The organism is Alteromonas sp. D210916BOD_24, assembly GCF_047159385.1.
GTDB lineage: Bacteria > Pseudomonadota > Gammaproteobacteria > Enterobacterales > Alteromonadaceae > Alteromonas.
The window spans coordinates 1-13,230 of record NZ_AP038333.1; the positions used below are offsets into that span (position 1 = coordinate 1).

Annotated in this window: 5 protein-coding genes, 2 tRNA genes, 3 rRNA genes and 1 other annotated feature; of the genes, 7 read left to right on the plus strand and 3 right to left on the minus strand. The window is 46.1% G+C overall.

The annotated features are described in order from the left end of the window. Positions 1-733: a sequence feature (16S ribosomal RNA rRNA prediction is too short), on the plus strand. Positions 734-812: 79 nt separating this feature from the next. The 6 genes from ACMCM8_RS00005 (at position 813) to ACMCM8_RS00030 (ending at position 6,025) form a co-directional block, all read left to right on the plus strand. Further along, positions 813-888: transfer RNA gene (locus ACMCM8_RS00005), tRNA-Ala, on the plus strand. Position 889: 1 nt separating this feature from the next. After that, positions 890-966 (plus strand) — tRNA-Ile (locus tag ACMCM8_RS00010). Between the two features lie 612 nt (positions 967-1,578). Next, positions 1,579-4,628, plus strand: a 23S ribosomal RNA gene (locus ACMCM8_RS00015). Between the two features lie 235 nt (positions 4,629-4,863). Further along, positions 4,864-4,979 (plus strand): 5S ribosomal RNA (rrf, locus tag ACMCM8_RS00020). A gap of 143 nt (positions 4,980-5,122) precedes the next feature. After that, positions 5,123-5,238 (plus strand): 5S ribosomal RNA (gene rrf, locus ACMCM8_RS00025). A 241-nt stretch (positions 5,239-5,479) separates the two neighbouring features. Beyond that, positions 5,480-6,025: a PH domain-containing protein gene (locus ACMCM8_RS00030; protein WP_412724224.1), complete on the plus strand. Its 546-nt coding sequence runs from the start codon at positions 5,480-5,482 to the stop codon at positions 6,023-6,025. 76 nt (positions 6,026-6,101) lie between these two features. Here ACMCM8_RS00030 and gpmA read toward each other — a convergent pair whose 3' ends face one another. Further along, positions 6,102-6,848, minus strand: coding sequence for a 2,3-diphosphoglycerate-dependent phosphoglycerate mutase (gene gpmA / locus ACMCM8_RS00035; RefSeq protein ID WP_412724226.1), 747 nt, complete (start codon positions 6,846-6,848; stop codon positions 6,102-6,104). Between the two features lie 197 nt (positions 6,849-7,045). Then, positions 7,046-7,507, minus strand: coding sequence for a cupin domain-containing protein (locus ACMCM8_RS00040; protein WP_412724228.1), 462 nt, complete (start codon positions 7,505-7,507; stop codon positions 7,046-7,048). A gap of 539 nt (positions 7,508-8,046) precedes the next feature. On the opposite strand from ACMCM8_RS00040, the gene acnA reads away from it, so the two are divergent. Further along, positions 8,047-10,764: an aconitate hydratase AcnA gene (gene acnA, locus ACMCM8_RS00045; protein WP_412724230.1), complete on the plus strand. Its 2,718-nt coding sequence runs from the start codon at positions 8,047-8,049 to the stop codon at positions 10,762-10,764. Positions 10,765-10,814: 50 nt separating this feature from the next. Here the strand turns inward: acnA and ACMCM8_RS00050 are convergent, their stop codons facing one another. Next, the gene (locus ACMCM8_RS00050; RefSeq protein WP_412724232.1) at positions 10,815-13,022 is read right to left on the minus strand and encodes a GspE/PulE family protein; all 2,208 of its coding nucleotides are present in this window, start codon (positions 13,020-13,022) and stop codon (positions 10,815-10,817) included. Positions 13,023-13,230 lie beyond the last annotated feature (208 nt).

Here is a 13,230-nt window from a genome sequence, read left to right on the forward strand (position 1 = left end):
ACCGTAAACGCTGTCTACTAGCTGTGTGTGAATTTAATTCGTGCGTAGCGAAGCTAACGCGCTAAGTAGACCGCCTGGGGAGTACGGCCGCAAGGTTAAAACTCAAATGAATTGACGGGGGCCCGCACAAGCGGTGGAGCATGTGGTTTAATTCGATGCAACGCGAAGAACCTTACCTACACTTGACATGCAGAGAACTTTCTAGAGATAGATTGGTGCCTTCGGGAACTCTGACACAGGTGCTGCATGGCTGTCGTCAGCTCGTGTCGTGAGATGTTGGGTTAAGTCCCGCAACGAGCGCAACCCTTGTCCTTAGTTGCCAGCCTTAAGTTGGGCACTCTAAGGAGACTGCCGGTGACAAACCGGAGGAAGGTGGGGACGACGTCAAGTCATCATGGCCCTTACGTGTAGGGCTACACACGTGCTACAATGGCATTTACAGAGGGAAGCGAGACAGTGATGTGGAGCGGACCCCTTAAAGAATGTCGTAGTCCGGATTGGAGTCTGCAACTCGACTCCATGAAGTCGGAATCGCTAGTAATCGCAGGTCAGAATACTGCGGTGAATACGTTCCCGGGCCTTGTACACACCGCCCGTCACACCATGGGAGTGGGATGCAAAAGAAGTAGTTAGTCTAACCTTCGGGAGGACGATTACCACTTTGTGTTTCATGACTGGGGTGAAGTCGTAACAAGGTAACCCTAGGGGAACCTGGGGTTGGATCACCTCCTTACCATTACGTCGAAAGACGCACTTGATGCAGTGCCTACACAGATAGTCTTGTTTAAAAATGAAGAACGACACAAGTTTATGGGGCTATAGCTCAGCTGGGAGAGCGCCTGATTTGCATTCAGGAGGTCAGCAGTTCGATCCTGCTTAGCTCCACCACAGGCTTGTAGCTCAGCTGGTTAGAGCGCACCCCTGATAAGGGTGAGGTCGGCAGTTCAAGTCTGCCCAAGCCTACCATTTTCTCCTTATACGGCGTTATCGAATCGCTCACGTGCTGTTAGCACGCTACGCAATCCGATGCCTTGTCTAAGAAGAAAATAGATGGCAAAAAGATGTGTCAAAACGGAAGTTGAATCCTAATGAATATTTACTGTTTTAGTAAAGATTGATTAGGGTTTTTTACCCTAGGGGTAGCAACGAAACTCTTGAGAGTAATGTTGGTCCTCCTTGCGCAAAAGTCACGATGCTACGCATCACGATTTTGCACAATAGTTCTTTAACAATTTGGAAAGCTGATATTAATAGTAATCAATCAAAATTGAGTAACTGAGAAATCGAAAGATGACTTTTTACTCTACTTGACTGAATTGCTTGTTATCAATCGATGATTTGATAGCAAGGCAATTCTTCCGATTAGCTTGTCATGCATACAACAATACTCAATCCCGGATTCAAAAGGCGGGAAAGCAATCATCTATTAGGTTGAAAAACGTAATGGGCGATGGTTTGGGGTTTAGGCAAGCGGGTAGACGAGTGAGCGAAGGCGCATACATAAACGTATGTAACTGAGTGAACGAGGAAAAGCCGCGAAGCATAAAGTCCAAAACAGAAGGCTATTTGGGGTTGTATGGTTAAGTGACGAAGCGTATACGGTGGATGCCTTGGCAGTTAGAGGCGATGAAGGACGTGTAAGTCTGCGAAAAGCTGTGGTGAGCCGACAAAATGCATTTGAACCACAGATGTCCGAATGGGGAAACCCACCTGTTTACAGGTATCGTTACATGAATACATAGTGTAACGAGGCGAACGAGGGGAACTGAAACATCTAAGTACCCTTAGGAAAAGAAATCAACCGAGATTCCCCTAGTAGCGGCGAGCGAACGGGGATCAGCCCTTAAGCTGTTTAGAGTGTAGTGGAATCCTTTGGGAAGAGGAGCGATACAAGGTGATAGCCCTGTACACGAAGCGTTCTTTACAGTGAAATCGAGTAGGTCGGGACACGTGTTATCTTGACTGAATATGGGGGGACCATCCTCCAAGGCTAAATACTCCTAACTGACCGATAGTGAACCAGTACCGTGAGGGAAAGGCGAAAAGAACCCCTGTGAGGGGAGTGAAATAGAACCTGAAACCGTATACGTACAAGCAGTGGGAGCCCCATCACTAAGTGCCTCGGCGCTCAGTGAGAAGCTCACCTGATGTAGCGCAGCGCTTGCTAAGCAGGTTGTGCGTTTTTTACGAACCGTCTCGCAGCGTACATAAAAGTACGTGAGAAACGGAAGCGTCAAAAACGATACAAGATGCAACGCAAGGGCAAGCGGGACATTTAGTGATGGGGTGACTGCGTACCTTTTGTATAATGGGTCAGCGACTTATATTTAGTAGCAAGGTTAAGTGAATAACGGAGCCGTAGCGAAAGCGAGTGTTAACTGCGCGTTTAGTTGCTAGGTATAGACCCGAAACCCGGTGATCTAGCCATGGGCAGGTTGAAGGTTGAGTAACATCAACTGGAGGACCGAACCGACTAACGTTGAAAAGTTAGCGGATGACTTGTGGCTGGGGGTGAAAGGCCAATCAAACCGGGAGATAGCTGGTTCTCCCCGAAATCTATTTAGGTAGAGCCTCGGACGAATTCCATTGGGGGTAGAGCACTGTTAAGGCTAGGGGGTCATCCCGACTTACCAACCCTTTGCAAACTCCGAATACCAATGAGAACTATCCGGGAGACACACGGCGGGTGCTAACGTCCGTCGTGGAGAGGGAAACAACCCAGACCGCCAGCTAAGGTCCCAAAATATTGCTAAGTGGGAAACGATGTGGGAAGGCACAGACAGCTAGGAGGTTGGCTTAGAAGCAGCCACCCTTTAAAGAAAGCGTAATAGCTCACTAGTCGAGTCGGCCTGCGCGGAAGATGTAACGGGGCTAAGCAATATACCGAAGCTGCGGCAGCATGTTTACATGCTGGGTAGGGGAGCGTTGTGTAAGTGGATGAAGGTGAGTTGTAAAGCTTGCTGGACATATCACAAGTGCGAATGCTGACATGAGTAACGATAATGGGAGTGAAAAACTCCCACGCCGGAAGACCAAGGTTTCCTGTCCCATGCTAATCAGGGCAGGGTAAGTCGGCCCCTAAGGCGAGGCAGAAATGCGTAGTCGATGGGAAACGGGTTAATATTCCCGTACTTATATAATCAGTGATGGAGGGACGGAGAAGGCTAGGCAAGCTTGGCGTTGGTTGTCCAAGTGAAAGTGTGTAGGCTGAAAACTTAGGTAAATCCGGGTTTTTTTCAAAGTCGAGACACGAGACGAGCCACTACGGTGGTGAAGTTGTTGATGCCCTGCTTCCAGGAAAAGCTTCTAAACTTATGATTATATGAACCGTACCCCAAACCGACACAGGTGGTCAGGTAGAGAATACTAAGGCGCTTGAGAGAACTCGGGTGAAGGAACTCGGCAAAATTGTACCGTAACTTCGGGAGAAGGTACGCCCCTGTTTGTGAACACTTCGCGTGGTAAGCAGATGGGGGTCGCAGTGACCAGGTGGCTGGGACTGTTTATTAAAAACACAGCACTCTGCAAACTCGTAAGAGGACGTATAGGGTGTGACACCTGCCCGGTGCCGGAAGGTTAATTGATGGGGTTAGCGTAAGCGAAGCTCTTGATCGAAGCCCCGGTAAACGGCGGCCGTAACTATAACGGTCCTAAGGTAGCGAAATTCCTTGTCGGGTAAGTTCCGACCTGCACGAATGGTGTAACCATGGCCACGCTGTCTCCACCCGAGACTCAGTGAAATTGAAATCGCAGTGAAGATGCTGTGTACCCGCACCTAGACGGAAAGACCCCGTGAACCTTTACTACAGCTTGGCACTGAACATTGAACCTACATGTGTAGGATAGGTGGGAGGCTTTGAAGCATGGTCGCTAGATTATGTGGAGCCGTCCTTGAAATACCACCCTTGTATGTTTGATGTTCTAACATAGGTCCCTTATCGGGATTGTGGACAGTGTCTGGTGGGTAGTTTGACTGGGGCGGTCTCCTCCCAAATAGTAACGGAGGAGCACGAAGGTTAGCTAATCACGGTCGGACATCGTGAGGTTAGTGCAATGGCATAAGCTAGCTTAACTGCGAGACAGACACGTCGAGCAGGTACGAAAGTAGGTCATAGTGATCCGGTGGTTCTGTATGGAAGGGCCATCGCTCAACGGATAAAAGGTACTCCGGGGATAACAGGCTGATACCGCCCAAGAGTTCATATCGACGGCGGTGTTTGGCACCTCGATGTCGGCTCATCACATCCTGGGGCTGAAGTCGGTCCCAAGGGTATGGCTGTTCGCCATTTAAAGTGGTACGCGAGCTGGGTTTAGAACGTCGTGAGACAGTTCGGTCCCTATCTGGTGTGGGCGTTGGATGATTGATGGGAGCTGCTCCTAGTACGAGAGGACCGGAGTGGACGAACCGCTGGTGTTCGGGTTGTCATGCCAATGGCATTGCCCGGTAGCTACGTTCGGAACGGATAACCGCTGAAAGCATCTAAGCGGGAAGCCGGCCCAAAGATGAGTCATCCCTGACCTTTAAGGTCTGGAAGGGTTGTTATAGACGATGACGTTGATAGGCAGGGTGTGGAAGCGTTGTAAGGCGTTAAGCTAACCTGTACTAATTGCCCGAGAGGCTTAACCATACAACGCCCAAGAAGCTTTTTACCTACAAGCACTTGCTGCGCAAGTGGGCGTAGAAAATTATTTAAACGTAAAACGTGGTTTTACTGATAATTTTCTTACTCGCTAAAGCAGAGCAAGGTTGAGGTAAGTTTGCTTGAGAGCGTTGTAACGACAAGCTATATGTTTAAGTAGAGTGAAAAGTAGTTACTCACTGATTGAATTGATATCCAGTTTTCTAGATTGTTACCAGTTTTTCCTGGCAGCCATAGCGATACGGTACCACCTGACTCCATTCCGAACTCAGAAGTGAAACGTATTAGCGCCGATGGTAGTGTGGGGTTTCCCCATGTGAGAGTAGGACACTGCCAGGTCCTAATAAAAGAAACCCGCCTAACGGCGGGTTTTTTGCTTTAAATAGAAGCCACAGCATTTTATGCATATAGGCTAAAAGAATTAAAGTGAAGTTGATAAGCCATCAGCTTTACGCAGTCAACGTTACTGCAAACCAGTTTTTCCTGGCAGCCATAGCGATACGGTACCACCTGACTCCATTCCGAACTCAGAAGTGAAACGTATTAGCGCCGATGGTAGTGTGGGGTTTCCCCATGTGAGAGTAGGACACTGCCAGGTCCCATTAAGATTAACCCGCCTAACGGCGGGTTTTTTTCTTTATACAGATGCCAATGAATTTTATGCATACAGGCTAAATAATTAAAATGTATGTACTCAAATTGGCTTAAATACTACGCTTAAATCTAGTTCCGATCTATTACGGCAAATACCCACTACACTTCCTGAAACATTTCGCTTCTTGAACTACTACTTCTATTTAAGTAGGTTAAAACAACCAAAACCGAAAGAGAGAATGCGTATGTCAGACAAAATAATATTAGAGGCAACATTTAATCCGGCGGTTAAACAATATTGGTTGATTACACTTTTAGTTGTTTCTGTATTGTCCGTATTTGGCATTTTATTTCTATTATTTACTGTCCCCATTTTTTTATTCATCAGTGGCAAAGCTCTTGAAGCTATGTCAGCAACTATCACTGAACGAAAGTTGGTTGTAAAACGTGGAATATTTAATAAAGAAGAGAAATCTATTCCCCTTGAAAAAATCACCGATGTTGCGATGATTCAAGGCCCTATTATGCGCATGTTTAATTTGTACCGCCTATCATTTGAAACTGCAGGTCAGTCAGCTAACGGTGCACTTGTGTCTTTGATTGGTATTGATGAAGCTGCTAATTTCAGAGAGACAATTCTTACTCAAAAAGACAAGGTACTGTCTGGTATGCAATCAAACAATACGGCAAATACAACTGAATCTGGAGAAGCCAACGCCGATATGGCGACGCTTATCAATAGCGTTAAACGGATTGAAACATTGTTAGAAAAACTGGCTAATAGTCAGTGAGAACTGCCCAATTGCGCTAAATAGCACATAACAAAAAGCCAGCAGTTAAGCTGGCTTTCTTGTTACATCATACGTGTTACTTAGCTTTACCTTGCTTGGCAACAGCATCCATCATTGCTTTAATCGCGTCCGGATCGCCAAGGTACTCTTTAGAAATTGGCTTTAAGTTCTCGTCTAGCTCGTAAACAAGTGGTACACCGGTAGGAATATTTAGACCAAGTACTTCCTCGTCAGACATGCCATCGAGATATTTAACTAAAGCGCGAAGGCTGTTACCGTGCGCTGCGATAATCACGCGCTTGCCCGCTTGAATGTCAGGGCGAATAACGTCATGCCAATATGGCAGTACACGTTCGATAGTCAATTTAAGGCTTTCGCCGCGAGGGAGAATGTCAGCGTCAACATGGCTATAGCGAGGATCGTGCCCTGGAAAGTGCTCACTTTCAGTTTCAACAGCCGGCGGCGGAATATCGAAACTACGACGCCAAATTTTAACTTGGTCTTCACCGTGCTTGGCTGCAGTCTCTGCTTTGTCCAAACCTGTAAGTGCACCATAGTGGCGTTCATTCAAACGCCAGTGGCGCTCAACGGGCAAATAGTGCTGGCCCATTTCTTCAAGCGCAATATTGAGTGTCTTAATTGCACGCAGAAGAACAGACGTATACGCCTGATCAAATGCAAATCCAGCATCTTTAAGTAGCTGACCAGCGGTTTTTGCTTGCGCTACGCCAGTGTCAGTTAAGTCAACATCGTGCCAGCCAGTAAAACGGTTTTCCAAGTTCCACTGACTTTCTCCATGGCGAATAAGTACCAATTTATACATAGTTGGGTTACCTGCTGGTTTAGAGTAAAAATGTCTGGTTCAATCCTTCAGTTGGACGTTCAGACGTATATTTAGAAACTGTCGTTATCATCCTAGATAGTCAGCGAAAAATCCAGTTCAAGACATGACAAAAATGCTGCTAAGACTCGATCTTTAAGTTAGTGAGACGTGCTATGCCGCTCAGAGAGCGGCAAATATTAGATAAATCGGCTCAAATCTGGGTGGGCAACCCCTAACCACTGTTTCATAGCGGGTTCTTCTATAAAGCTAAAATCGGCGAAGTCAAAGCCTGGTGCGACAGTGCAGCCGACCAAAGAATACTCTCCCATAGTTTGTGCGGCTTGAAAATTACCTGCTTTGACTACTTCCACATATTCATTCGTTTCGCCTCCGATCCTGCGCTCCCACAACTGCTGCTTGTCCAATTGATAAAGCTGTAAAGGCGCACCTTCATAGTGATTCCACACTTCATCGTGGAGCACACGATGAAAGCGACTGACCTGACCTTTTAGCAGCAAAAAGTAAATGTGAGTCAGTGCGGGCCGTGTTTCCGTGTGTACGAATGAATTTATTTCGTGATCAGAGCGAAAAACCTGACGGTAATAGCCACCTTCAGGATGTGGCGCTAGCTTGTATTTCTTTATTAGAGAGTGGGGCATGAGTGTGTCATTTTTTTATGGCGCAAGCGCTCTTTTAGTACCAAATTATAAAAGGCGTTTGGCGCTATTCTTTTTAGGTCTAGCATACCGTTAGTTGGATTATATGAAAATAGCGTTGTAGCAAATATGTAAACGAAAAGTAATTCGTATCAACTTGCTGAGAGTAAAATGTTGAAGCAAAACTCAGTGATGCCACGAGTTTGTCATCGCGATGTGTAATGCTTCACAAACCGCACTTACGTTTTATGACTTGTACTTAGCGCCTTTTACTTTTTGTCATAGCCCTTTAACTTAGCCCTTTAAGCCTGCACGTCTGTTTCGCGATTATAAGGCTTCCATTTAGACCAAAAACTGTACACCAAAGATCAACAATCTCGAGTTATATGGGATATATCAAGTGAACCTTTTTTCACGTACACGCCGTACAAATACTAGGCTAAGCACGACGTAGCAGAACAGTTAACGGTTAACTACGCTATAACGATAATTTAAGTGTTGCTTAGTATTTTGAACAACAGGCAAATAAGGATGGAGAGCGTATGACATACAAGTCTTTTTCGCAGCTTGAAGTGAATGGCAAAACCTTCAACGCGGTTAGTTTCGATAAAATTGGAAGTAAGTACGAGTTAGACCGGCTCCCATTCTGCATTAAAATTCTTCTTGAAAACTTAATACGCCACGAAGATAAAGAGTTTGTGAATAGCAATGATATCGAACAAGTGGCTAAGTGGGATACACACAACCATGTAGACCACGAGGTTTCTTTTGTGCCTGCTCGAGTAATTCTACAGGACTTTACCGGCGTGCCCGCAATTGTCGACCTTGCCGCCATGCGTGACGCAGTAAACCGGTTGGGCGGCGATGCACAAGCTATTAATCCCTTAAACCCTGTAGAGCTGGTCATAGACCACTCGGTCATGGTTGACTACTTTGCACAAGAAGATGCGCTAGAGAAAAATACGGATATTGAGATTAAACGCAATAAAGAGCGTTACCAGTTTTTAAAATGGGGCCAATCGAGTTTTGATAACTTTAAAGTTGTTCCGCCTGGTCGCGGGATAGTCCATCAGGTTAATCTAGAGTACTTAGCGCGGTGTGCCTTCACTAAATCTGAAGGCGACAAGACGCTTGTCTACCCTGATACATTAGTGGGGACTGACTCACATACCACGATGATCAATGGTCTTGGCGTACTCGGCTGGGGTGTTGGCGGTATTGAAGCAGAAGCGGCCATGTTGGGGCAGCCTGTGACTATGCTACTCCCTAAAGTCGTAGGCTTTAGGTTGTCGGGTAAGCTACCGGCAGGAGTGACCGCCACAGATATGGTTTTGACCATTACTCAACAGCTTCGCGAGCATGGCGTTGTGGGCAAGTTTGTTGAGTTTTACGGGCCAGGTCTTAAACATCTTACTACTGCTGATAGAGCTACCATCGCTAACATGGCGCCAGAATACGGGGCGACGTGTGGCATTTTCCCCATCGACGACGTCGCACTCGACTACTTGCGGTTAACGGGAAGGGATGAAAATCACATTGCCCTAGTGGAAGCGTACGCGAAGTTCTCAAGTTTGTGGCATGATGACCATTGTAAAGATGCACAATACCACGAAACCTTGGAACTGAATTTAGAAGACGTGGTACCGTCTATTGCCGGTCCAAAGCGCCCGCAAGATAAAATTGCGTTGACCGATGCCGCTGAAGCTTTCAAAGAATGGCATCGTACACAAATTGACGTAAAAGTACTGGATGAGGAAACTGATCTCATCGCTGAAGCGGGGTTAGGGACGTCAGACGACGTGGACGAGGAGCACGATTCTTTTGTCGAATTCAGAGGCAATAAATTCAACCTGGAAGACGGGGCTATCGTTATAGCAGCAATTACCAGCTGCACTAATACATCAAACCCGTCAGTACTTGTTGGCGCAGGCTTACTAGCAAGGAATGCCGCTGAAAAAGGGCTCACTCGTAAACCATGGGTGAAAACATCGCTTGCACCTGGTTCTCAAGTGGTCACCCAGTATTTAGAAGATGCGGGTTTAATGAAACCACTTGAGTCTCTAGGGTTTAATTTAGTCGGTTATGGTTGTACTACCTGCATCGGAAATTCCGGTCCACTACCCGATGCTATTACCGATGCGATCAGAAAAGCAAAGCTTACCGTAACGTCAGTGTTGTCAGGAAACCGAAACTTCGAAGGACGTATCCACCCAGATGTCGCGGCTAATTATCTGGCTTCCCCGCCTTTAGTTGTCGCCTATGCCTTAGCCGGTAATATGAACATCGACATTACGAAGGAGCCGCTTGGCCAGGCGAGAGACGGTAGTTTGGTCTATCTGAAGGACATTTGGCCAACAGAAGAGGAAATTCAGCAATACATAGCGGAAAACGTGACAGGCGACTTGTTTAAGGAAAAATACGCAGATGTATTTAAAGGTAGCGGAGAGTGGAACGCACTAGATGTAAGTCAAACTTCTGTCTACGATTGGCCCGCCTCGACCTATATAAAGCACCCACCATTTTTTGAGGTCATGGGAAAAGAGCCCGCGGCCCTTCATGCTATTTCCAATGCCCGTTGTTTGGTAAAAGTCGGTGATTCTATAACCACGGATCACATCTCACCAGCAGGCGCCATCGCAGAAGATAGTCCTGCAGGTGAATATTTACAGGAACTTGGCGTGTCATCTAGTGACTTTAATTCGTATGGCTCTAGGCGAGGTAACCACGAAGTCATGATGCGAGGTACGTTTGCAAATGTGCGTCTTCAAAACCAATTAGCGCCGGGGACGAAAGGCAGTGCTACGACTCACTTCCCCAGCAAAGATCGCATGTCTATTTTCCACGCGGCTATGCGGTATAAAGAGGAAGGTGTACCCGCAATCGTAATAGGTGGCAAGGAATACGGCACCGGTTCCAGTCGTGACTGGGCTGCAAAAGGACCGTCGCTAATGGGCGTGAAAGCTGTGTTGGCTGAGAGCTACGAACGAATTCACCGCTCGAATTTGATTGGTATGGGTATTTTACCGTTACAGTTTAAACCCGGCGACAGCAGCAGTTCACTTGGTATTAAAGGGGATGAACTGTTTTCGATAAATGCCGTAGAACGTGGTCAAAAAGAAGTCGAAGTATCGGTTACATCCGAAGCGGGTAAAGTGAAATCTTTTATGATGGATATTCGCATAGATACATCTAATGAATTCACTTACTTCGAAAATGGCGGCATTCTTCACTATGTAATTCGAGAATATTTACGTAAATAGTATTTTAACAAGCGCTAATATGCCCAGTGAATTGCTGGGCGTATTAATTTTTATTCGCCGCCTACAATTTGAACTTGTGCTAAGTCAGTATCTCCTTTAAGCACTTTATAAATTGCGTCTTGCACCAATGTTCGCATGCCGTCTTCACTAGCCTGAGCTTTCATTTCACTTACGCTCGCTTCTTTATAGACCAATGAGCGCAGCGCCTGTGTCATGCCAAGCAGTTCATGTACACCGGTGCGACCCTTGTAACCCGTATTGCCACATTCTTCACACCCTTTTGCCCGGTAAAGTTCTAGTCCGTCAGAAATATTCAGTTCTGCTAAGTGCGCCTTTCCATACTGTCGTTCGATAAAGGCGATATCGGTATCACTGGCGGTGTATTTTTCTTTACAATTGCCACATAGCGTTCTAATTAACCGCTGGGCAAGAATGCCTACACACGCATCCGAAAAGTTAACTGGATCTAAGCCTAAGTCCAGCAATCGGGTAATGGTCTCGGGTGCAGAATTGGTGTGTAGTGTCGATAGCACTAAATGGCCAGTTAGTGATGCTTCGATACCTGCGTGGGCGGTTTCTTTGTCGCGCATCTCACCAATTAAAATAATGTCAGGGTCAGCACGTAAAAACGCTCTAAGCGCATTGGCAAACGTGAAGCCTATTTTGGGGCTTACCTGAACTTGCTGTAATCCCGGCTGGGTTATCTCTACAGGGTCTTCCGCGGTCCATATCTTCTTTTCTGGTGTATTGAGATACCCTAAAATAGCGTGCAATGTCGTGGTTTTGCCTGAACCTGTTGGGCCTACTACCAATAGTATCCCGTGAGGTTTCTTGATCATCTCTTCCAGGCGTGCGCGAGTTGTCGGTGATAAGTTCATTTTGTCTATAGGCATGGCACCACCTGAGGCGAGAATACGCATAACCACACCTTCCCCAGCTACTGTGGGAATGGTCGCAACCCGAACTTCTACAAGCTGCCCATTCATTCTAAAGGCAAGCTTGCCATCTTGTGGCACGCGCTTTTCGGCAATGTTCAGGTTAGACATGATTTTGATCCGCGCAATCACGGCATTGTGATGGGAGTTTGGAATTTGGCTCATGTCGCGGCATATGCCATCAACTCGCATGCGCACCCTAGTAGGTGCATTTTTCTCTGGATCAATATGGATATCGGAAGCATTTAAACGCTTTGCATCATGGAGAATTCGGCTTACCAGTCGCACAACTGCAGGGGCGTCATCAGATAGTTCATCAACGTGATCTTCACTGTCTTGAGACGAAGAGCTGATTTCATCAAGAATTTCGCTCATTTCACCTGGACCGCTGCCGCCGCTACCTTCACCTAGGTATTGCAGCACAATGCTAGGTAGACTCACCGCAATATCATAGCTTTCTATACCCATAGCGCGCTCAATTTCCATTAATAAAGCAGCGTTGTTGGGCTCTGCCATCAGCACAATAGGATTGTCGTGGGCATCGGCAATAACTGCGACAAAATTGCGCTTTAAATAAGAGACATTTAAACGACTTTCATTTTCAAATTTGTGATATTTGTCGGGCAAATAGGCGATGTATGGGACTTGGTAATGTACAGAAAGTGAATTGCCTATTTCATGTTCGGGAATGCGAAGCTCAGACGTCAGGCGCTGTACTAGGGCACTGGTATCTGGAGTTGCCTCTTGCATTTCTTGCAAAACAGACTCTTCAAGTAAATCTTTATGAACTAATAAATCAAATGGGTTGTGTGTACCGCCCAGTTCAAATCTGAACTTATCGCCCAGAATTAAAGCCAGTGCGTTTCCTTGTTTTAAATCCTCCTCGGTGAAAGCACCTTCGTTCTTATTAATAATCTGAATGACACCCATCAGCACGCCAGCATTCATAATAGGGACACACAATATATTGCGGGTCTTGAAGTCGTTGTCTTTGTCAAATTTGTCGGCAAAGCGCAAACGCGGATGTATGTTCTGTAGGAGTAAGGGGTTGTACGGGTCGTCTATGACGAGTGATTTTTGAGATAGCGCCACATAGCCTGCTATAGACATGGGACTAATCGGCACCTTTATTTCCAACGTTTCCTTTCCGGTTTTAAAGCGAGCGACTAAGTCCTGATGTTGCCGACGACGCTGGAAAATACTCATGCGTTGCGCACCAAATAGCTCGAGTATAATTGGCTCTAACAATCCATATGCATCGAGTAACGTCGAGTGATTATTGAGGATGTGCTTTATTTGCGCAAAAGTGTGTTGATTATTCATTACTTCCACAATTTTAATGATGTGATGGTCCGTTACTTCAAGTACTAAAAGTTTATAGTAACGTAAGAGCAATAAACGCTATATATAACACGAAATTAAATGTACTGCCGATTTATCCCTTCCGCAAACGATAGATTGCTACTACAGGATACAAAAGCCCACCAAATAAAGTGCATAAAAAGCGATCTATCACTTGCAATGTATCATC